General features: G+C 42.2%; 21 protein-coding genes. 17 read left to right on the top strand and 4 right to left on the bottom strand.

Going from position 1 to position 22,252, the window contains the following annotated elements:
- Positions 1-164: 164 nt before the first annotated feature.
- The 4 genes from AC0VYG_RS18590 to flgA all read right to left on the bottom strand — a co-directional run bounded on the left by AC0VYG_RS18590 (position 165) and on the right by flgA (position 3,274).
- Complete coding sequence (locus tag AC0VYG_RS18590) at positions 165-1,181, bottom strand: helix-turn-helix domain-containing protein (RefSeq protein ID WP_475429402.1); 1,017 nt, start codon at positions 1,179-1,181, stop codon at positions 165-167.
- A gap of 449 nt (positions 1,182-1,630) precedes the next feature.
- Positions 1,631-2,110 carry a flagella synthesis protein FlgN gene (locus AC0VYG_RS18585; RefSeq protein ID WP_475429401.1) on the bottom strand — a complete coding sequence of 160 codons (480 nt, stop codon included), beginning with the start codon at positions 2,108-2,110 and terminating at the stop codon, positions 1,631-1,633.
- A gap of 40 nt (positions 2,111-2,150) precedes the next feature.
- Positions 2,151-2,465 carry a flagellar biosynthesis anti-sigma factor FlgM gene (gene flgM, locus AC0VYG_RS18580; RefSeq protein WP_475429400.1) on the bottom strand — a complete coding sequence of 105 codons (315 nt, stop codon included), beginning with the start codon at positions 2,463-2,465 and terminating at the stop codon, positions 2,151-2,153.
- 116 nt (positions 2,466-2,581) lie between these two features.
- A complete protein-coding gene (gene flgA / locus AC0VYG_RS18575; RefSeq protein WP_475429399.1) occupies positions 2,582-3,274 on the bottom strand; it encodes a flagellar basal body P-ring formation chaperone FlgA in 693 nt (230 codons plus the stop codon).
- Positions 3,275-3,446: 172 nt separating this feature from the next.
- Here flgA and AC0VYG_RS18570 point away from each other — a divergent pair, with 172 nt between their 5' ends.
- The 17 genes from AC0VYG_RS18570 to fliD all read left to right on the top strand — a co-directional run bounded on the left by AC0VYG_RS18570 (position 3,447) and on the right by fliD (position 22,222).
- Positions 3,447-4,379 (top strand): chemotaxis protein CheV, encoded by a 933-nt coding sequence (locus AC0VYG_RS18570; RefSeq protein WP_475429398.1) that lies wholly within the window; start codon positions 3,447-3,449, stop codon positions 4,377-4,379.
- A gap of 74 nt (positions 4,380-4,453) precedes the next feature.
- Positions 4,454-5,284: a CheR family methyltransferase gene (locus AC0VYG_RS18565; protein WP_475429397.1), complete on the top strand. Its 831-nt coding sequence runs from the start codon at positions 4,454-4,456 to the stop codon at positions 5,282-5,284.
- 283 nt (positions 5,285-5,567) lie between these two features.
- Positions 5,568-5,963: a flagellar basal body rod protein FlgB gene (flgB, locus tag AC0VYG_RS18560; protein ID WP_475429396.1), complete on the top strand. Its 396-nt coding sequence runs from the start codon at positions 5,568-5,570 to the stop codon at positions 5,961-5,963.
- Positions 5,964-5,968: 5 nt separating this feature from the next.
- A complete protein-coding gene (gene flgC / locus AC0VYG_RS18555) occupies positions 5,969-6,421 on the top strand; it encodes a flagellar basal body rod protein FlgC (RefSeq protein ID WP_475429395.1) in 453 nt (150 codons plus the stop codon).
- A gap of 9 nt (positions 6,422-6,430) precedes the next feature.
- On the top strand, positions 6,431-7,186 hold the full coding sequence (locus tag AC0VYG_RS18550) for a flagellar hook assembly protein FlgD (RefSeq protein ID WP_475429394.1): 756 nt from the start codon (positions 6,431-6,433) through the stop codon (positions 7,184-7,186).
- Positions 7,187-7,198: 12 nt separating this feature from the next.
- Positions 7,199-8,899: a flagellar hook-basal body complex protein gene (locus AC0VYG_RS18545; protein WP_475429393.1), complete on the top strand. Its 1,701-nt coding sequence runs from the start codon at positions 7,199-7,201 to the stop codon at positions 8,897-8,899.
- A gap of 188 nt (positions 8,900-9,087) precedes the next feature.
- The gene (flgF, locus tag AC0VYG_RS18540; protein ID WP_475429392.1) at positions 9,088-9,828 is read left to right on the top strand and encodes a flagellar basal-body rod protein FlgF; all 741 of its coding nucleotides are present in this window, start codon (positions 9,088-9,090) and stop codon (positions 9,826-9,828) included.
- A 68-nt stretch (positions 9,829-9,896) separates the two neighbouring features.
- Positions 9,897-10,682 (top strand): flagellar basal-body rod protein FlgG, encoded by a 786-nt coding sequence (gene flgG / locus AC0VYG_RS18535; protein WP_475429391.1) that lies wholly within the window; start codon positions 9,897-9,899, stop codon positions 10,680-10,682.
- A 14-nt stretch (positions 10,683-10,696) separates the two neighbouring features.
- Positions 10,697-11,572 carry a flagellar basal body L-ring protein FlgH gene (locus AC0VYG_RS18530; RefSeq protein WP_475429390.1) on the top strand — a complete coding sequence of 292 codons (876 nt, stop codon included), beginning with the start codon at positions 10,697-10,699 and terminating at the stop codon, positions 11,570-11,572.
- A gap of 55 nt (positions 11,573-11,627) precedes the next feature.
- Positions 11,628-12,719, top strand: a complete 1,092-nt coding sequence (locus AC0VYG_RS18525; protein ID WP_475429389.1) for a flagellar basal body P-ring protein FlgI — start codon at positions 11,628-11,630, stop codon at positions 12,717-12,719.
- 21 nt (positions 12,720-12,740) lie between these two features.
- Positions 12,741-13,781, top strand: a complete 1,041-nt coding sequence (gene flgJ, locus AC0VYG_RS18520) for a flagellar assembly peptidoglycan hydrolase FlgJ (RefSeq protein WP_475429388.1) — start codon at positions 12,741-12,743, stop codon at positions 13,779-13,781.
- Between the two features lie 105 nt (positions 13,782-13,886).
- The gene (gene flgK, locus AC0VYG_RS18515) at positions 13,887-15,863 is read left to right on the top strand and encodes a flagellar hook-associated protein FlgK (RefSeq protein ID WP_475429387.1); all 1,977 of its coding nucleotides are present in this window, start codon (positions 13,887-13,889) and stop codon (positions 15,861-15,863) included.
- A gap of 4 nt (positions 15,864-15,867) precedes the next feature.
- Entirely contained in the window at positions 15,868-17,205 is a 1,338-nt protein-coding gene (flgL, locus tag AC0VYG_RS18510; RefSeq protein WP_475429386.1) for a flagellar hook-associated protein FlgL, read from the top strand.
- A gap of 21 nt (positions 17,206-17,226) precedes the next feature.
- Positions 17,227-18,786: an HD-GYP domain-containing protein gene (locus AC0VYG_RS18505; protein ID WP_475429385.1), complete on the top strand. Its 1,560-nt coding sequence runs from the start codon at positions 17,227-17,229 to the stop codon at positions 18,784-18,786.
- Between the two features lie 353 nt (positions 18,787-19,139).
- Complete coding sequence (locus tag AC0VYG_RS18500; protein WP_475429384.1) at positions 19,140-20,249, top strand: flagellin; 1,110 nt, start codon at positions 19,140-19,142, stop codon at positions 20,247-20,249.
- Positions 20,250-20,393: 144 nt separating this feature from the next.
- Entirely contained in the window at positions 20,394-20,750 is a 357-nt protein-coding gene (locus AC0VYG_RS18495) for a flagellar protein FlaG (protein ID WP_475429383.1), read from the top strand.
- A gap of 38 nt (positions 20,751-20,788) precedes the next feature.
- Entirely contained in the window at positions 20,789-22,222 is a 1,434-nt protein-coding gene (gene fliD, locus AC0VYG_RS18490; protein ID WP_475429382.1) for a flagellar filament capping protein FliD, read from the top strand.
- Positions 22,223-22,252: the final 30 nt, after the last annotated feature.

Here is a 22,252-nt window from a genome sequence, read left to right as displayed (position 1 = left end):
AGAATCGGCACTTTTTCTTTAAAATGAATATAATTATCATAAAATGAGAATATTATTTTTATTTTGTGGTCTCGTTTCGCTTTTTTAGTGTCGTAAAATAAGACTTTTATGTGGTAGTAAAGTCCATTTTAGTGAGTAAGAAATGGCTCAGGATGTGTCACAAATTAAATGAGGGTGTTGTCGAGACTGTTTGTTAGGCTACTTCTTTCTGTAGGTGATGATTGATGCGTTTTGTGAGCGAAGCGAAGTGCACTCAATGTTTGTGATGGTAGTTCTCCAAATAGGCGTTTGTAGTCACAAGTAAATTGAGAAAGGTGCCAAAACCCCCATTGTGACGCAATGTTGCAAATATTGTCATAGGGATCATTTAACATGCTTCGTCTAACGGCGTTGAGCCGTATGTTTTTTAAAAAAGTCGCAGGGCTTTGGCCTGTCACTCTTAAAAAACAGTTTTGTAACGCTCGACGAGAAGTGTGTGAAATCTTACAAAGCTCATCGACGTTTAGGGAGGTTTCAGGGTGTTCTAAGACAATTTTTCTAGCCTGACAAACAATTTGCTGTGCTTTTTGCCGTGAGATATTTCTTTTTTCAGGGCTTTTTTCTTGAGCTTGAAAAAGCAGCATCACCAATTCTCGCATGTCACTTTTAAATTGTTTGATGGCGGCAGGTTGATTAAACAATAACGAATGTTGGCTCATGTTAGAGAGGATCGAATTAAACTCATGCTTGAAACCTTGAACAAGAGTTTTGTTGGTGAGTGCTCCAACTTTAGGGTAGGGGTTGTCTGTTAAGTCAGAGAGGAGTTCCTCGGGTACGCTAACGACGAGTAAGCTACAGTTCTCTGGCGTTTGTAGCATCAGCTCTTCTTGAAAACCACACCAAGATACATCATCTTTTTGGATAGGCTTTCCTAGCCAACGGGCCTCACTGTCGAGTTGATTAAATACTGAAAAGCTTAGTGAGTTTTTTCTGGACTCACCATACTGAAAAACGGATCTCGATAGACTCTCTTCGTAAATTTGTATGCCTTCCAGCCAAAGTTCTTTAAGAGAGCCCTCAAACTGGCCTGTCGAAAGTTGTTCATAATTGAGATGGCACTCTCTTAGGATCTGACTGTGTGCTGTTATTTCATGAATACCTGATTCACTACGAAAGCCGTTAGTAAGATGTTCCGCCACCATAGACATTACCTCTTTTTCATCACTATATTGTGTTGTTGTGTAAACAAAGCAAAATACAGGCCAATGGATTCTATAAGAGAAGATGAAGAGCATGTAAGGAAGTATGTTTTTTTGTGCTGACAGACAAGACTGAACGATGAAGATGAAAGGGTGGTGGATAAACCACTATATTCTAGATAGTTGTTTAATCATTGGTTTTACAGGGGTTTTGAAGTTGAAAAAAACTAAGATTTTTGTGAAAGCTGTAAGTAATTTTAGCGATAAAAAATATCTTGTTCTCATATTTTGAGAAATATATATTTTTTTGATATAAGTCAGTGTTGTTTATATTTTGTGCATATTTTCCAATATATGCTTTATGAAAGGGCATTTTCGTTTCTTTTTTACCCATTTTTAGGTGCACTTTATCACATTGTTAAATAGATGATTTTGTAGATAGGCTGTAATGTTTAGGCACGGCCTAAGGTGTGCTTACTGCTTACAGGTTGGGTTGAGCCTCTTGCTGTGTACACTTTATTTTTACTACTGTGGCCTTGCAATAACTCGAAAAGGTGCTTGTTACGTTTTTGTAGGGTGTGAAGGATGCGGGCGTTGGTTTGATTTTTGGTTTTGCACTTACTTAGCAGTGTTTCACATTCAGATATCAGTAAACGTGTATCATCCATAGAGCTGTCTTGCTCTTTAAGCCAAGTCTTAAAGTCGTCTTCTAGGGGATTGTCTCTGTCCAAGATATTAAATTTAATCAAAATATTGAGTCGGCGCTCATTCAGCATGCTCATTTCATCGAGCAATGCTCTTTTCTGTTCCGCTATTTGAACAATCGATTGGTTGTCTAGTTGGCCATATGCTGAGCGCTCGTTATCTAGAAGCATCACGAGCTCTGTGAGGATTTCTTTACTTCTGATAAAAACCGGTTCGATAGGGATCATAAAATTGACCGAGCTAGACTATAAGAGGATGCCTTATAGTCTAGAACAATGAGTCCATAGAAGCCATGTTGTGAGCAAGCTTCTGTGTATCTATTTTATAATTGCCAGAGGCTAGGTCGTTTTTGATACGATCTACCTTTTCCTGGTCAATTTCAGGCATACTATTAATGCGTGATTCTTGATGTTTCAGTGTTTTTGCCGTCCCGCTGAGTTTGACTGTATCCGCAGCCATTAAGTTATTAGAACTTGGGTTCGACGAGGTATCAACAGAGTGTTTATTCGCATCGTCTTTCGTGGCACGCTCGTTTTTCGTGACGCTGCTTTGATTGGATAACCCTGTAAAGTGTATTGCCATGGGGGTTTACCGCCTTAAATAATTTATCTGTCTCTGTTAACGACCATTGCTCGTAAGACTTTAGTTAAACTTTGCGTAAAAGTCGATATAAAAAACCGAAATAGACCAAAGAATAGTCAGTAGTTTACAAGAACCTCACTGTCCGTTACAACTTTTGCATATATTATTCTACCTGAGCTGGTATTTTTAACTCGTATTTGTTGACCTTCGACGCCATTTTGCAGGGCAATACCGTTCATTTTAACTGTGATGTTGCCACTCTGGGCCGTAATGAGGACTTGATGGCCTTTTTTTATAAGGGTGGGCTTTTGGGTGACGTTATCAGAAATAAAGGTGTTGATGCGCAAATTTCTGGAAGCAACAAGACCATAAGGTGGGTTTTGGGGGGTATATACTTGACCTCGTAAATTGGTTAAATCCACGTTGCCAATGCCAATATTCTGTTTGGTGAAAGCTTGTCCTCTATTAATGGGTTCGAGCGTTTTAAAAGCAGGGATTAAAATGCTCTGAGTGACGGGGAGGTAGGACTTCCACATTGGATGGTTGCAGCTAATTGAGTAGGTGGTGCGTTTGGATGCACTAGGTCGCTGATTTTTTATTTGAATGTGTTTGTCTTTGCAAGTTGGCAGGTAACTAAGCGAGATTTTGTTGTTGAGGGTAATGGACACCGACGCATCAGGGTAATTTCCTGATAGACGAGGAATTTCAACGTTATTGATGTAGTTCTGAACTTGATCTTCTATTGACAAAGCAAACGTAGTGCTGGCCTGAAGGCAAGAGAAGGCTAACATTAGCCTTATTAGTCGCATGGTCTACTCTCTTTAGTTTAGTAGTGAGTACGTTCTTAGTTAATGCATTAAGTACATTGAGTTACTATAAGGTATTAGTAAAATAGCAAAAATCACTCTATCATTGAGAATATATTTTAATATTAATTAGTTTCAGTGAATACTGAATTTACGAATACACATAGGAGGCTTTATGGCCAGTGTTCTCGATAGCGTTAATCAGCGTACCCAACTTGTTGGGGAGAACCGCCTGGAATTGCTGCTCTTTCGCTTAAATGGCAAGCAAATATATGGCATTAACGTGTTTAAAGTGAAAGAAGTATTGCAGTGTCCTAAGCTAACTTCCATGCCCCACAGTAGTCCTGTTGTTCGAGGTGTGGCTCATATTCGTGGTGGCACCATTCCTATTTTAGATCTGGGGCTGGCGACAGGGGCTAGCCCGATTGAAAACATTGCCCAATGTTTTGTCATCATCACAGAATATAACCGTCGTATTCAAGGGTTTTTGGTGCGCGGTGTTGAGCGTATTGTCAATATGAATTGGAGCGATATTCAGCCACCCCCAAAAGGCTTATCTAATGACAATTACTTAACCGCTGTTTGTCAGGTTGACAAAGAAATGGTTGAAATTATTGATGTGGAACAAATTTTGTCTGAGGTTGCACCAACCCGTCAGGATATTACGGATGGTATCATTAACGCTGGTATCCAAAGTAATGCGAAGCAGCATCATATTTTGATCGTAGATGACTCCTCTGTTGCTCGTAAGCAGATTAAGCGCTGTATGGAGCAAGTGGGTTTTGCTACAACGGTTTTGAATGATGGTCGTGAAGCTCTGAATTATCTTCAAGGTATGGTGGCGGATGGCGCGGATGTGACGAAAGAATTTGCGATGGTTATCTCTGATATTGAGATGCCTGAGATGGATGGTTATACGCTAACCACGGCCATTCGTAATGACAGCCGTTTACAAGATTTGTTTATTCTACTCCATACATCGTTAAGCGGTGTGTTTAATGAGGCCATGGTAAAAAAAGTCGGAGCGGATGGCTTTTTGGCTAAGTTCCAACCTGATGAGCTAGCACGCTTAGCGATCGAAACGGTCAAGATTCAATCCGATGACTGAGTGCAAGTGTGATGTGACTCTGATGATTTTTGACGCTGTGTCTGATCCTTTTAGCTGCTGTTTTAGGAGTTCTAATGCTCAGTAGTACGAATGCAATAACACCAAACGGCTATTTAAGGTTTCGAGATTTTCTTCAAAAAGTATGTGGCATTTCATTAAGTGATAATAAACAGTACTTAGTGGCAAGTCGATTAGGGAAGATCTTAGAAAGAGAAAATTTTAGTAAGATAGAGCAGTTAGTTGATGTTCTTGAACGTGCCGGAAGTACAAAATTAAAAGAAGAAGTGATTAACGCGATGACGACCAATGAAACCTTATGGTTTCGTGACTCTCATCCGTTTAAAATTCTGAAAGAAAAAATTCTGCCTGAAATGACGAAGTCGCCTCTGAAAATATGGTCGGCTGCTTCTTCAACAGGACAAGAACCTTACTCCATTAGTATGGTAATAGAGGAGTTCAAAGCGTCTCGTCCTGGTGTGTTAAGGCCAGGTGAAAAGATTGTTGCGACCGATATTTGTACCAATATTTTACAGCATGCTAAACAAGGTGAGTATGATAGCTTAGCCATTGCCCGTGGTCTGGGTGATGATATGCAACGCAAGTATTTCGATAAAATTAACAATACTACATGGAAGGTGAAACCTTCTTTAAGTGCACGTATTGATTTTCGCTACTTAAATTTGATTGATTCATTTTCAGGACTTGGCAAATTTGATGTCATCTTTTGTCGTAATGTGCTGATTTATTTTACCGCAGATTTGAAGATGGATATCTTGAGGCGAATGCATGCTTCTTTGAATCCTGGCGGTTACCTGTTTCTCGGTGGTTCTGAAGCCTTAAGTGGTTTATCCGATTTGTTTGAGATTGTCCAATGCCATCCAGGGATTGTTTATAGAGCGAAATAACAACAAATTATTATGACTTTGTTGCAGTAAAGAGGCCGTATGTTAGTCTCCTCTTTGAAAGCGACCTTTCAAGGCTCCTCTTGCCGTTACGCCAAGAGGAGCCTTTTGCGTTCATGTCTTCTTCCTCTTCGTGGGGCCTCGCCTTTATGGATTTTGTTACGTTGCCGCTTTTTGCCGATTACCAATAAAAAATTCATAATCAATTGATTTTAAAGTATTTTTTAATTTGGCATTATTATTGCTTTTTACTTTATACGTTTGATCATTGTATGAAGAGAGAAGCATGGCTATATCATTTGAAAAAGCATTTGCAGGGCATGACAAAATGCTGGAGTTTCGCAGTGCTCGCGCTGCTGTATTGGCAAATAATATTGCGAATGCGGATACGCCAAATTACAAAGCCAGAGACATTACTTTCGACTCCATGTTTAACAATGAGAAAAACAAACTGTATTTAGCGGTAGATAATAAGCGACATATAAATGGTGTGAGTGAATTTGGCGACGGCGATAATGGCCTTTTGTATCGCAATCCAAGTCAGCCCTCTTTGGATGGCAACACGGTTGATATGCAAAGAGAAAAAGCAGAATACGCTAAGAACTCTTTGCAATTTGATACCAGTTTTATGTTTTTGGATAGAAAAATCAGTGGCATGAAAAAAGCGCTTAGCGGGAATTAATCAGTATGTCTTTAGGTAATATTTTTAATATCGCAGGGTCTGCAATGAGTGCCCAGACCATTCGCTTAAATACAGTAGCGAGTAATATGGCGAACGTTGATAGTGCGGCAAGCTCAGCAGATCAAACGTATCGAGCCCGTAAGCCTGTTTTCTCTGAAATGATGGTCAACTCCATGAAGGACAATGGTTGGGGTGATACTACAGATGATGATAGTGGAGCGGGAGTGGGTGTCAAAGTTGATGGCATCGTGGAATCCTCAGCACCGCTTAAGCCAAGGTATGAGCCGGATAATCCAATGGCGAATGCGAAAGGGTATGTCTATTACCCAAATGTTAATCCGATTGAAGAAATGGCGGATATGATGTCTGCATCGCGTTCTTTTCAAACGAATGTCGATATTATGAATTCAGCTAAAAGCATGATGCAAAAGATGCTCACGCTTGGACAGTCATCATAGGGGTGATGTATGGCAAATATATCTGATAACAATGGTTTAAAAAACCTGATTGCTCAGTACGGCACAGATGGTGCGAAAGCGAGTTTGAAGAAAAGTGAGCATAAGGGGAGTGTAAAAGACCCTGCTGCCGCTGATGCTCATAATATAAAAGACCCAAAGAAAGATCCGACGAAAGGGTTGGCGGATAAAAACGTATTTTTAAAGCTGTATATTCAACAGCTTAAAAATCAAGACCCAACCGCTCCGCAAGACACTAATGACATGGTAGCCCAGATGTCAGAGTTTAGTTCTTTGGAAAAGTTATCGGGTATTTCAGACCAACTCAAGAATATGACAACGGCTCTTACATCCAATCAGGCGATTGGTGCTTCGAGTTTAGTGGGGAAGTCGTTATTGATGCCTGGAAATAAACTTTCAGTAAGTGATTCTCAGCACTCTATTGATCTTAAAACAGATATCCCCAAGGGCTCAACTTCCGCAGAGCTAAAGATTTTCGACGCCAATAATAAGTTGGTTCGTACGCAGAAATTGACAGAAAACGATGTTAAGTGGGATAGGAAAGACGATAAAGGTAAAGAATTGCCACCTGGCGAATATCATTTTGCCGCTTCATCAGTCAACAAGAAAGGTCAAGTAGCTGCTATGCCTATTCAATTACCCGCTCGTATTCAGGGCGTAACGATTAATGGCAAAGACGGTACTATGTTAAATGTCGAGAATCATGGAAAGATTAAACTGACTAACAAATTGGAAATATTAGGTTAACCGGAGCAGATTATGGGATTTAATACAGCGTTATCAGGCATCAAGGCATCCGCTGATTACTTGGATGTAACAGGTAACAACATCGCTAACGCGGATACAACAGGTTTTAAAAAGTCTCGTGTCGAGTTTGATGATCTATATAGTACCAATGTGTTAGGGGCAGGCAGTAATAACTCCATTGGTTCGGGGGTGGGGGTATCTAAAGTTGCGCAAGAATTTTCTTCTGGTAATTTGAAATACACAGATAACAATTTAGACTTGGCTGTGGATGGTACAGGTTTTTTTGTAATCAAACAGCCAGATGGTACCCAAGCTTACACTCGTGCGGGTGATTTTAAATTGGATGCCAATGGCAATTTGGTGACGAATACTGGCCAAAAAGTACAAGGCTACAACGCGAAGAATGGTATTTTAGGCGGTAATTTAGAGGATTTGGTTGTACCTACTGAGCGAATCCCTCCTAAAGCAACGTCAGATGTAAAGCTTAAATTAAATTTAAACTCAGAAGGTGAAGATGTTCCACCTTATATTCGTGCCGAGTTTGATCCCAAAAACCCAGATACTTATGATTATACTCAAACCCAAACGGTAACCGATGCGAATGGTAACAATCATATTATCAGTTACTATTATGCAAAAGGTAAGGATCCTGATACTTATCGTGTTTATGCGACGGTAGACGGTAAAACCAAAGACGATGCTGGGGCTGCTTTTTTGCCGCCCACCTACGCGACCTTCAATAGTGCCGAAGGCAATACGGATTACAACGGTGATGGGATTAAAGAAAAGCCTTTTCAGCTTTTATATTTGGGAAATACCGAGCCAACAACGGCGAAAATCGCCTCTATGGCGCAAACACCGCTAACCGTCAGTGGCACATTAGGTGGGGTGGCTATTACTGCTGGCTTGACGCCAACGGAGTTGCGTGAACCTAAACAAGTGGCGCGACCTGCATTTGATCCGAATAATCCGAAGTCATACAGTTATGGTAATACTAAGAACATTTACGATTCGTTAGGGCAGACTCACACCTTGGGTTATTACTTTATTCAACAAGGTGAAAATAACACGTATGAAGTGAGAGCGACGGTAGATGGGAAGGAAACCTATACCGATCCAATTACGGGCAAAGAAAAGTCATTCTTACCAAAAGACAGTATGGTGAAGTTCGATGCCACGGGTAAATATCAAGGCACGTTTCAAGGGATTCCTCCTTTTGGGACACCACAACCTGTTAACCTACAAATTACTGGCTTTGATCCGACGAATCGTGATTCCATTATGCCTATTGACCTTGCAGGGTCGACTCAGTTTGCTTTGGCGAGTACCGATAACTTTGAGCAAAATGGCTATACTGCTGGTGAGTTGCAAGGGGTTTCGTTTGATCGTGATGGTAACTTAAAAGCTACTTATACCAATCAGCAAACGTCCGTTCTTGGTCAGATTGCTTTAGCGTCATTCGATAACGTAGATGGTCTGACGCCAGCGGGTGATACCTCTTGGGTAGCAAGTTCTAATTCTGGTCAGGCGAATGTTGGCCGACCTAATAGTGGTACCTTGGGGGGAATCCAAGGAGGAGCATTAGAGCAGTCCAATGTGGATCTTACCTCTGAATTGGTTGCTCTGATTGAAGCGCAACGTAACTATCAGGCAAACAGTAAAACGTTAGAGACGGAAAATACGGTCACGCAAACCATCATTAATTTGCGTTAGTGAGATAAAAGAGATGTTCCTGGCCGGAGTGGTTGCCCACTTCGGCTTTTTTTTGCCTTATGTTTGCTTATTTTTGATGGGTTTTTAATTAAATCCTTATATATCAATGAGTTAGATATTTTCTGAAACTTGGTATGATTCTTGATTGTAAGTGATTAGATGGTAAAAAAGCGTAACGAGAGGGTGTAATGGATAGAGCGTTGTATCTAGCAATGAGTGGTGGTGTTGAAACAATGAACGCCCAAACCATTCACGCGAATAACTTAGCAAATGTTAACACGACAGGGTTCCGCGCAGACTTTGAGCAGGCGCGAGCGATGCAGGTTTACGGAGAATACTATCCAAGCCGTGTCTATGCCATGACGGAGAATCCAGGTACGCGTTTTACCCCAGGCAGTATGATTCAAACAGGGCGTAACCTAGATGTGGCAATCAAAGGCAAAGGCTTTTTAACCGTTTACGACTCAAAAGGACAAGAAGCTTACACCCGAGCTGGCAACCTGCAAATTAATGCCGCCGGGCAATTGGTAACGGGCACCGGGTTACCTGTCGCAGGGGTGAATGGTCCCATTTTTTTACCGCCTTTGCAGAGTCTTACGATTACCTCAGATGGCTCCATTTCGATTATTCCACAAGGGGGAGCTGCGAACCAGGTAGCTGTTATTGGTCAGCTTAAGTTGGTGAATCCTGACCCTGATGATTTGCGTAAAGGTGAAGATGGCTTGATTCACAGTAAAGATGGACAAGTGTTTAATCAGGACGTAAATACGCAGGTTGCTTCTGGTTTTGTGGAAGGGAGCAATGTGAATGCGGTGGAAGAAATGACGCACATTATGGATTTGTCTCGTCGCTTTGAAATGAATATTAAAATGATGAATACCATTCGGGAAGACAGTGCTGCGTCTTCGAGAATTTTACAAAGAGCATAATCGTTTTCGCGCTAATTATTTTCGTTGATCGATTGCTGTTGCGTTATTAAATTTGCAAAGAGGCTTATATGAACTCAGCACTTTGGGTAAGTAAAACCGGCTTAACGGCCATGGACAAACAACTGAATGTAATATCTAACAACCTGGCGAACGTCTCCACCACGGCGTTTAAAAAAGACCGAGCCGTGTTTGAAGATCTGATGTACAAAACGGAGCGAGCGCCAGGTGGCCTCAGTGCTCAAAATGCCGAACTGCCATCTGGATTGCAGTTAGGGACAGGGGTGAAAGTGGATGCCACTCAAAAAGACTTTTCTAATGGGGATTTTAACGTGACAGGCCGAAAGCTGGATGTTGCTATTCAAGGAAAAGGTTTTTTGCAGGTTTTACAGCCTGATGGCACGATGGCTTACACACGTGATGGTAGTCTTCAACTGAGTAGTACAGGACAACTTGTTACAGCAAATGGGCTAGTCGTGCAGCCACCTATTCAAATCGATCCGGATGTGACGAGCATTAATATAGCTAAGGACGGGGTGGTCTCAGTACAAAAAAAAGGCGTGACGGATATGCAGCAAGTTGGCGTAATTAATTTAGCCGGCTTTGTTAATCCAACTGGGTTGGATGCTATTGGCGGGAACCTCTACACTGAAACCAATGCCAGTGGACCACCAATTGTGGGAGCGCCAGGTACTGACTCACTCGGTTCTCTTGGGCAAGGTATGTTGGAAGCGTCTAATGTCAACTCGATTGAAGAGTTGGTGAATATGATTACGACACAACGCGCTTATGAAATGAATTCTAAAGTCATTTCTTCTGCTGATGGTATGATGAGCTTTGCTATTCAGCAGCTCTAGGATAAGTGGATAATATGAAAATTAAACTGGCGCTTTTAGTTTTGCTTTCGACTTGTTTAAGTGGTTGTTTAACTTGGAAGGTTGACAAGCAGGAGGTGGCTAACGCTGCTGGAGCTGCGGCGGGAGCCGCTGCAGGTGCGGCAGTGGGTAATGCGGTAGCGAATGCTGCAACCAACACAGCCGCTCCTGATAAACCTCCAGCGAAAGATGAAAAACCGAAAGAGCCAAAAAGAAAAGGATATGTCCCAGATCCAAATGATCCTATGAAGGGGCCTCCACGAACTCAAGCGAATATTCAAGAAGATGATCCATATTATGCGCCAGTGGAGCCTGATGGATTGAAGCCAGCGCAGGCACCTAATGGCAGCATTTATAGAACGAGCATGGGTGATGTCATGTATGGAGATCAGAGAGCCAGCAAGGTTGGCGACATACTGACTGTCAATTTAAATGAAAGCACTTCCTCAACTAAGGATAATGCCGCGACCATATCGAAGACCTCGTCTGCAACGGGAGATAACCCAACGGTATTAGGGCAAAAACTTCGTGCTGATTCCACGTTGCCACAGCAAAAAACAAATTTTTCTGGCAGTGCCTCGGCGAATCAGGATAACAGCTTAACGGGGACGATTACGGTAACAGTTTATAAGGTGTATTCGAATGGATTGCTGGCCATCCGTGGCGAAAAGTGGCTTAGGCTAAATCAAGGTGATGAATACATTCGTTTTACTGGTTTAGTGCGTAAAGCCGATGTGTCACCACAAAATACGGTTGACTCTTCACGGGTGGCAGATGCTCGTATTACCTATTCAGGTAATGGGGATGTGGCGGCGGGTAGTCAACAAGGCTGGGTGACTCGTCTTTTAAATAGTCCTGACGCGCCAAGGTAATGGGTGTCCGAATAGCAATCATTCGATCAATCGTTTTTTATAGGTGGTTACGAACATGAAACAGTTAGCTCTCGTCTTTTTGTTGATTGCGTCCTTCGGGGTGCAAGCTGAACGCTTAAAAGACATTGCCAGTGTTCAAGGGGTTAGAGATAACCAATTGTTTGGCTATGGTCTGGTGATTGGGTTAGATGGAACCGGTGACAGTACGCCTTTTACCAATCAGAGCTTTGCTAACATGCTGTCACGATTTGGAGTGACTTTGCCTGCTGGCGTGAGCGCGACCTCTAAAAACGTTGCGGCTGTGTCATTGACGGCCACTTTGCCTGCATTTTCTAAACCAGGACAAAAGATTGATGTGACCGTTTCCTCAATTGGTAACGCAAAAAGCCTTCGCGGTGGTACGCTCTTGCTGTCTACCTTGAAAGGGGCGGATGGGCAAGTTTATTCTATCGCACAAGGTAATGTGATTGTTGGTGGTTTTGGAAATAATGGTTCTGATGGTTCGAGAAATTCATTAAGTGTGCCGACGGTTGGCCGTATTCCAGATGGCGCCAGTGTTGAGCGAGTGGTGCCGACGAGTTTTGACTCAGGGGACTCGTTAACTTTTAATTTAAACCGTCCAGACTTTACTACAGCAAAAGACGTGGCGGATAAAATCAATGGCCTTTTAGGAAAAGGGGTCGCAGAAGCCTTGGATGCGACTTCGATTCGTGTCAGAGCCCCGCGAGATCCAGGTCAGCGAGTGACCTTTATTTCGATTCTGGAAAATCTTGATGTGAAGCAAGGTGAAGAGCGTGCACGGGTTGTGATTAACTCTCGCACTGGCACTATTATTATTGGTCAGCATGTGCAAGTGTCTCCAGCGGCGATTACCCATGGTAGTTTGACGGTCACCATCCGCAATACGCCAAAAACAACGGGTCAAAATGGCACGGTAACAGGAGGGCAGACGATTGTGTCCCCCAGAAATGGTGATCCTCAAGTCGATAAAAACAGCGGACATATGTTTTCATTTGCTCCAGGAGCGTCATTGGATGACATTGTTCGAGCGGTGAATCAAGTCGGCGCGGCGCCAGGGGATTTAATTGCTATTTTAGAAGGTTTAAAACAAGCTGGAGCCATTAATGCTGACTTTGTCGTTATCTAAGTAAAAGAATTTGAGACGCTTATGAACGCTTTACCACCCACTAATCCTGATGACTTCTTTGCCGATTTTTCATCTTTGGAATCGTTAAAAACTAAAGCGAAAAAAGATCCAGAAGCGGCTCTTAAGGAAGTTTCACAAAAATTTGAGGCTATTTTTATTGGCATGCTATTAAAAAATATGCGGGCTGGTAATGAAGCCTTGGGAGACGGTTTGTTTTCTAGTCAACAAACGAAGCAGTATCAAGGTATGATGGATGACCAAATGGCGCAAGTATTGGCCAAAACGGGTGGTTTTGGGGTATCCGAGGCGCTGATTCGTGAGTATCAGGCGCAACACCCAAAGGCTCATAAAGCAAGTGCTTCTGATGACAATGATTTTATTAAGCGGGTTTCTAATCAGGATTTGGTGCGGGTGAAAGCGTTGGCCCACCAAGCTTCTACTGAGTTTTTAAAAGCCACACAAAAAGAAGCGTCGGGGGCAACGATTAATCCATCCAGTCCGAGTTCTTCGGCCAAAGATCCTGCTGTTAGTCACTCCCCTTCCTTACCTAATGGTAAAGTGGAAGCGACTAAGCCGACGGCGCAGTCTGTTGCGTTTGATTCCCCAGAGGCTTTTGTAAAAGCCATGTGGCCTCATGCAAAAGCCGTAGCAGAAAAGCTGGGTGTGAGTGCTAAGGCAATATTGGCGCAGGCTGTGTTGGAAACTGGTTGGGGGAAACACCCCATAGCGAAGGACGATGGAACGGCCAGTTATAATTTATTTGGCATTAAGGCGGATCATCGTTGGAATGGTGATCGTGCGGTGGTGAATACGCTAGAGTTTCGCCATGGTATCGCCCAGCGTGAAAAAGCAGCATTTCGTGCTTACGACTCTTTTTCGCAAAGCTTCAATGATTATGCCAACTTTTTAACCGCTGATGAACGGTATAAAGACGCTTTGAAGTCGGGCAATGATCCATCTTTGTTCGCCGCCTCATTGCAAAAAGGTGGTTATGCAACCGATCCTGAGTATGCACAAAAGATAGATCATATTCTGTCTAGTAAGTGGTTTGAGTCTTTATAGGTCAGCGTTAGTTTTCTTTTGTATCGGGTAAAGTTCTTGCGTTAGCAGTCGATAAGTCGTTATGGCGTAGGTGTCATTTTAGAAATTATCCTTAGAGGTGTGAGCATGGGCTCAAATTTATATGCGATTGGTTTGTCTGGCCTGCAGAGTAGTCGGGCCCGTATTGATACGACCGGTCAAAATACATCGAATGTGGATACTGCTGGTTATAGCCGCCAGAGAACCTCTACCATTGCAGAAGCCAATGGCACCGTTAGGATTAAAGATACCGCACGTATTGTTGATAAATTTGTCAATGAACAGGTGCGCAATGATGTGTCTACATACTCATACTATGATACTTATCACTCCATTATGTCGACATCAGACCAATTGTTGGGGGAAAAAAGTGTTTCTTTGAATTCTTATTTAAGTAAGACGTTTAAGGCTATACAAGACGCCAATAATGACCCAACTTCCTCTTCCTTACGTGACATTGCCTTTTCCAATATTAAGGATTTGGTTCAGCATTACCACACCCTGTCTAATTTGGTGGGTGAACAAAAAACCATTGCCGATAAGCGCTTATCAACTTCTGTGGCGGAGTTGAATAATATTACTGGGCAAATTGCACAGTTGAATGGCGATATTCTCAAAGAAGAAAGCCAATCCACTTCACCTGCCAATGAACTGCGGGACAGGCAAGAAGAGCTGGCTAAAAAGCTTTCTGGCTATTTGCATGTCAAAGTGGATTACTCTAAAACAGGCGTCATGACAGTGGCTCTTGCTAATGGACAGCCTCTGGTGATGGATAAAACACCCACTAAGCTTAAAGTCGAAGAAGACCCTAAAAACCCACAAAACAAGAAACTCTACATTGATTTTGGTAAATACCAAGTGGGCGTCAATAACGAAAACTTAGGTGGCTCTATTGGTGCTTTGGTCGATTATAGTGCCGACTTTGCTGTGAAATCGGATCGTTTATTAGGACAAAGTGCGATCGCTATCGCCGACCAGATGAACCAACAAAATAAGCTTGGTTTGGACGGTGATGGTAATTTTGGACAGGATCTATTTCGTATTGGTCGCATCAGTTTTCATCCCGGGCAACATAATATTGGCAATGCATCGGGGCTGGCGGTGCGAGTGACTCCTGGAAAATCCGCTGAAATAACCACCGATACCTATGAGTTATCAAAGGCCGATAACAACCGTTTTTTGATTAAGGCCTATGATGAGCATGGTCATCTCAGAAAGCATGTCACGGAGATTAACACTAGTACGATGAAACCGGATGATAAAGGCTATTATCGGGTGCCTGGTCTCGGTTTCGATATTCGTTTGGGGGATACCAGTAAATATTCGATTAATGATGTATACAACTTTTCACCAACAGAAGGCGCTGCGACAGGATTGTCTTTACAGGCTAATGGTGGAGAAGATTTGGCACTTCGAGCCCCCATTGGCGTACAAACGAATCCAAACAATATGTCGGACGCGAAACTCACGTTAACGTCTGTTACAAATACTAATCCTGATCATTCTGCCTTTAAGAGTAGTGATGAACTCTATCAAAATGCCCCACATAGTATCCTGTTTACGGGGGATCATTCTTTCGAAGTCCGTGATGGTAGTGGAAAGGCTTTAGCAAAAGTCGATAACATGACGAATTTTAAAGACCTTCTAGCTCAGGCTGGATTAGCAAAAGAGGCTGGTTTTGATTTGTCTCTGAAGGGAAGTCCTAAGGCGGGAGATGAATTTAATTTAGGTCCTCAATTTACGGGGGCTGCAGACGATTATAACGGTTTAAAATTAGTGTCTTTGCAGGACAAACCTCTTATTGGAGGAAAAACGTCCTTATCTGAGTCTTTTGCTGACCTTGTCGCCTCTGTCGGGAGCAAAACGGCATCGTTGGAAACCAATAAAGAGTCGAGTAATGTGGTTATGAATCAAAGTATTGCGAGACGTGATTCTGTGTCTGGAGTCAGCTTGGATGAGGAAGCCGTTAATCTACTAAAGTACCAGCAGGCGTATTCCGCTTCCGCGCAAGTGATCACGGCAGCCCGAAGTACATTTGATACACTATTAGCGGCGATGAGGTAAGTTTATGAGAGTCACTAATAATCAAATATACGGTCAGTCCAGCCGTGCTATTAGTCAGGCGAATGATCGTGTGATGGATATTCAAAAGAAAATTACTGAAAACACCAGTATTGTTTCTCCTAGCGATAATCCTGTTGGCGCGCGGGAGGTGCTGCAATATGAGTCGAGCAATCAGTCTTTAAAGCAGTATGATAACAACATGAAAATGGCGAAAGGCCATTTGGAGTACGAAGAAGTGGCCTTGCAGAGTTATAATGGCCTACTAGATGAAGCTAAAACCATGTTGATTCAAGCGGATAATACGGCGAATACGCATCAGGATATCGGCGCGATTGCCGATCAAGTTTCTTCCATGGTGGACTCTATGGAAGATTTGATGAACTCACGCAGTGCGGATGGTAGCTATATTTTTTCAGGGACTAAGACTCAAGCCCCAGCTTTTACTCATTTACCTGATGGTACCTTTAAATGGGCTGGTAACGAGGGGCAAAATTTTGCACAAATTTCAGAGAATCGTAAGGTGGCAGTGAGCGATTCTGGTAAACACATTTTTGAAGATGTTTGGAAACGTAATAGGTTTTCCAGTAAGTTAAGGGTGGGGAACACTGATGTGGTTTCAAACGTCACTAATCAGGATGACTTTGATAAGTTTTTTAAAAGCCACTTTAGTGCCACCAATAAAGATAATAACCACTTTGTGCTGACCACAACACCTTTGTCCATGACTAAACCCGATGCCGCTGCAATTCAGGCTTTAGCGAACCAAAGAGCACTTCATGGTAGTGATAATAATGCCGCTAACAAGGATGACCAAGGCGATGATAAAAATCATTCTGGTCTACAAGGGCGGTATTTTTTTGCCGACTCTGCAGGTAATATTATTTCCTCAGGTACCTATGATCCGAACAAAAAACTCACTATTCACGGGATGTCTTTTTCGTTAAAAGGTCCCCCGGGGGCGATTGTTGACGTTGATTTTAATAAACCTGAGCGTGACAATGTGGTCAATGTGCTACGTAATACAATAAAAGTGATGAAAGACCCTCATGCATCAAGTGACGCTCTCGACATTGCTTTGAAAAATGGGCAAGTCAGTATTAATAATACTCAGACATCGATTGGCCGCGTGCGCTCAATGGTGGGAGCGAGGCTCAATAGCATGACGGAACGGGGTGATTTTTCCACAGCGAACCAGATGGCCAATACCATGGCTCAGGAGCGGGTGGCTGGGCTGGATATGGGAAAAGCAGCGACTGAGTTATCCTCGTCTGAAACGGCCTTAAATGCTTCGCAGAAGTTATTTACTAGAATGAATAATTTGTCTTTATTCAACAAAATTTGATGGCTTGGAAGGTAGTGAGTGATGTCAGCGTTTCAAGTGGAGTCATGTTTTGGGACTGATTTGAGTTCAGGGTTCTTTAACCTTGATGAAATTCTCAGTCAATTTGGCATTAAGAGTGAAGTTCTTAATCACAAACATATTCGTAGTTTGATCCGAACACGTGGGAGAAAAAGTCGTATTGCTAGTGTCGCCATGCGTCAAGTGACGTTTGATTTAGTAAGGCCTGCATTAGAAACCGACTTCTTGCCCTATGACCCTTCTTTTACCTTTGAAAAACTATTGAATACAAAGCGAGAGCGTCTGTATGACGCACAAGAACGATTTTTGTTGCTGTGCTACTCCATGACTCAAGGGAAAACAGTAAAAAGCTTAAAGAAGATTCATAGTTCATTAACCACCAAAGATTGGCGGGATAAAGCCAATAAAGGTCAAAGTCTGTTTAAGTATTTCCGTCAAGAGCTTGATGATAATACCCGTGAGTACATTCTCGCTTATAAGGCACAACAAGCGGATAAGACAAAAAAGGGAAATAGAGCAGAAAAAGCTGAAAAAGAAACGGACGAGTCTCAGGAAAACGCATCGACCTCCTTGTCTTCACAACGTCAAGCTAAGACCAGCTTAGCAGAGAAAAAACTGGCACCGACTTCATTTAATGATGAGGTTATCAAAGCGCTAAAGTTGTTTGATGATGGTTACCTTTTACTCAGGGATCAGGCAGACATAGCTAAAACGGGCTCCCCATTAGACATAGATAAACTACGGGCATTTTGTCAGCAATTGATGCAATCTTATACCCGTAACTCTTTTGCTCTGCTTGCTATTCGTCATATAAAAGACGCTTCTACTTACCTAGAGCAACATGCAATGGGGGTAGCGGTATTGGGTATTCATTTTGCCAAAGCCTTAGCATTATCTGAGCCCTATATTGAAGCCATTGCATTGGGTGGTCTACTTTTTGATCTGGGGCGTTTTCGTTTGCCCATGGCCATCAGCCATAAGGCAGGAAAAATGACGGAGGCCGAATTTGACTTGTTTCGAAAACACATCACATTTGGTGAGCAAATGTTTAAGCAGAGTGACAGTATCCCTAAAGTGGCTTACCAAATGTTGATCGATCACCACGAAAGAGTGGATGGTGCGGGGTATCCCCATGGAAAGCAGGATCAAGAAATCTCTGTGTACGGAAAAATAGCTGGCATTATTGATGCTTATGATGCTATGACCTCGGAGCAAGTTCACAAGCAGTCCATGGGACCATTGCGAGCGCGTCAGCAATTAAAAAAAGAGGCAGGACTGGCATTTGATAAATCTCTCTTAGAGGTTTTTCTAAAAAGCATTGGAAAAATACCAGTGGGCTCCTGTATTGTGTTGTCGAATGGTCGCGTAGGTTTTGTATTGACCCTAAATGCTTCTTTGGAGCCTGCTTTAGTTCGTCAGGTGTATAGCCTGACTCATAAGAGTTTCATTGCGGTATCAGATATTGATCTGAGTAAACCCGGCTACTCTCAGGAGAGCACTAAAATCATCAAAGATATTGTGCCTCAGTCTTTGGGAATTCAGTTTATTAACTACCTTTCTTAATGTACTTTCCCTCTATAGACATGCTGCATGCGCCGTATCACGACGACCTGTTGTTGTCATGAGTATTTTTTTGTTTGTAGTAAATTGTAAATAAGATTTAAATAGTCATTTTTTACATACGATCGTGGGGATTCTTGGCGTATTGGCCTTTGTTATCCTCAATGTAAAGGGCTTTCAGAGAAAATAGAAAAAAATAGAAAAAAAGGTTAAAGATTGAAAATAGAGTGTCGATAAAGGGTATATGGAGTTTGATAACACAATTCAAACGAGCATTTGGTAGATCGCGGTGTATGTGAGTGCCAAGTTGATTTTAGAGCGTTATCTCTCTTTTTTATCACTCAGGAGAAAGCAAAATGGCTTTATATGTAAACACAAATACTTCTTCTTTAAATGCTCAGAACCAGCTGATGAAATCGGGTAAAGCATTGGATAAAGCGTACGAGCGCCTATCGTCTGGTAACCGTATAAACAGTGCTGCTGATGATGCTGCTGGTTTGCAAATTAGCGACCGTTTAACTTCCCAGATTAATGGTTTGAACCAGTCAGTACGAAACGCGAATGATGGTATTTCTGTTGCTCAAACAGCTGAAGGTTCTTTGAATGAATCGACCAACATGCTGCAGCGTATGCGTACTCTTTCTATTCAAGCTGCTAACGGTTCAAACACAAACCAAGACCGTAAAGCGATTCAACAAGAGGTTAACCAGTTGTCAACTGAGATTAACCGTGTTGCGTCTGATACTACTTTTGGTGGTCGTAACTTACTTGATGGTACCTATAAAGGTGTGTTCCAAGTCGGTGCGGACTCAAATCAAACGATTAGTTTTGATATGACCAAAGGCGATAATAAAGATTACGCAGACAACGGCGGCTTTACCATGGATGGTTTGTCTTCTGATGCTAAGAAGGAGAATGATTACAAAAAAGCACAAGAGAGCTATGAAGTTCGCTTGCAAGCTTATGACACCCAAAAAGCCCAACAGAAAGCAGCTGACAAAGCCGCGGCAGAGAAAGAAGGTAAAACATATGTTGACCCTGAAATCAAAGCACGTGCTGAGGCTCAAGCTCGTGGCGAAGTATATGTTGATCCAAATGCGCCAAAACCACCTCAAGTGCCAGATAGATCTCGCAACTTTGGTGACCCATCAAAAGGTTTTGCAACGCCTTCAGTGACAAGTATGGCTAATGCCCAGAGTATGATATCTATTATCGATGGTATGGTTCAAGCGATTGACTCTAAACGTGCTGAGTTGGGTGCGGTTCAAAACCGGTTTGGTGCTACTATCAATAACTTGAGTAATATCTCTGAGAATGTATCTTCTGCTCGTGCTCGTATTAAAGATACTGATTATGCTAAAGAAACTGCAGCATTAACCAATGCGCAAATTCTTCAGAAAGCTAGCTCTTCTATTTTAGCTCAAGCAAATCAGCGTCCACAAACAGCGTTGTCATTATTGGGCTAAGATAACTCAACGGCAAAAATAACCTAGTAGTCTATAGTGGCTACTAGGTTGTTTTGCTAATAGAGGGCATATAGTATGTCGATTAATTCAACTGATGCTTCAAACCAGACATTTAGTAGTTTGCAATTTAGGAAGGATCAACGCATGGGCGACGAAGTACGTGCTCATCGTCAATCTGAAGGAGCAACTGTTCAGAACTCTTCTGGAGCAAATGCAACCCATAATAAAAAAGAAGATGGTCAAGGGGCTGCTGATTCTCAGAAAATTCGCCCAGATGATATTGAACAGATGAATAAAAATCTATCGCAACTCAATCTTCGTCTTCAATTTGAAATGTCAGATGATGGTCGTGATAGTATTGTACGAGTCGTCGATCAGTCTACGGGTAATGTTGTACGACAGATACCGACGGAAGAATATCTAAAAATGTCTAAACAAATTCATGACGTTGCTACGCAAGTGAGTGATATTAAAGGTGTTCTTTTTAACGGCCAAGCGTAAGTGTATAGAGATGATGCACCTGCATCAGGGGATTTATTATGGCGGTAGGCTCATTAGGGTCAGGGGTAGATGTTGACTCTCTCGTAAACAAATTGGTGAGCGCTAGGAAAGACGATAAAGTAAAACTCTTCAATCAAAAAATAGAAGGGTATAACGCAAAACTGTCTGCTTTAGGAACCATTAACTCCGCCATCGATAAATTTAGTGCGTCAGTCAACAAGCTTGACAATCAAATGTTGTTTACTGGTCATAATACCCTTATTGATCAGCCTGATAATGCCAAAGTTCTTGATGTCTCAGCAGGTGGCGCTGCGTCCAACGAAAATTATCTAATTGGTGTAGAGCAGCTTGCAAAAGGTAGCCGTACTATTTCTAAACCGGATACCTTCCCTTCGGCCAATGCTGTGTTGGCCGAGTACGGCGGCAAGCTGAAATTTGAAGCCGGAAAGGATTCCTTCACTCTTGATATTAAACCAAAAACAACCCTTTCAGACCTAAGAAGTCAAATTAATAACGCCAAAGATAACTTTGGCGTTTCTGCAAACATTGTTGATGATGGTAAGGGACATACTTTTTTTACCATTGGTTCAGACAAAGCGGGGAAAGGAAATACACTTAAGATAACGGCGACTGACAACCCTCCGCCTAAGAGCAAAGTACCTATTTCTGACTCCTTGAGCAAAACAGATGCTGAAAGCTTTACGCAGCCTGCATTATCAAAAAATATTTTGTCGTTATCTTCTGTGGCTACAGAAGGTGCCAATCATGGTATGTCAGTGCCTGCAGATGGTCATGCGAAAGATGCCATCATTACTATTGATGGCATTAAAGTATTCAAGGATTCTAATACTTTCGATAAAACCGTTCCTGGACTGGTTATTAAACCTTTAGCCGTTTCAAAACCAGTAAGTGTTCAGGTTACATCTGACAAGAAAACAGTCAAAGATTCTCTTAATACCTTTGTCAAGTCCTACAATAGCCTTGAGGCGATTCTAGATAAGAGTAGTGCAAAAGGTTCCGTACTAAATGGCAATAGTATGATAAGAAACCTGCAATCGGGTATGTCTAGTAGTTTGATGACTCGTTATTCTGGGGCGGGTAATTTGGGCTCTGTTTTTGATATAGGTCTTCAATTAGATCGTTCAGGTATGCTAAGTCTCAATGAGAAAAAGTTTGATAAGGCTTTAGAGAGTAATTACTCCGAGCTTCCTAGGTTGTTCACTGGGAAAAATGGTGTGGCTAAAAACATGTCAGCTATGCTTCAGAATTATACGGGAATTCGTGGCGTAGGTCAGACGATGGTCAATTCGCTTCAAGATTCTAAAAACACGACCCAGCAGAACTTAGATACTTTCGAAGAGAGCATGAAAAAGTATGAAAATACTTTACGAGACAGATTTACACGTCTAAATACTCAGTTAGCAAATATGAAGTCCCAAAGTGAGTATTTGGATAATATATTGGCGAAGTAAGCTAAGTCAGTAGTTCCGAGTTTAACAAGC

The sequence above is a fragment of the Marinomonas sp. 63XJN7_7_ISO-PGPR-S23-202 genome (assembly GCF_056173505.1).
The sequence above is the reverse complement of the archived record's forward strand: the minus strand, read 5'-3'. Positions and strand labels throughout refer to the sequence as shown.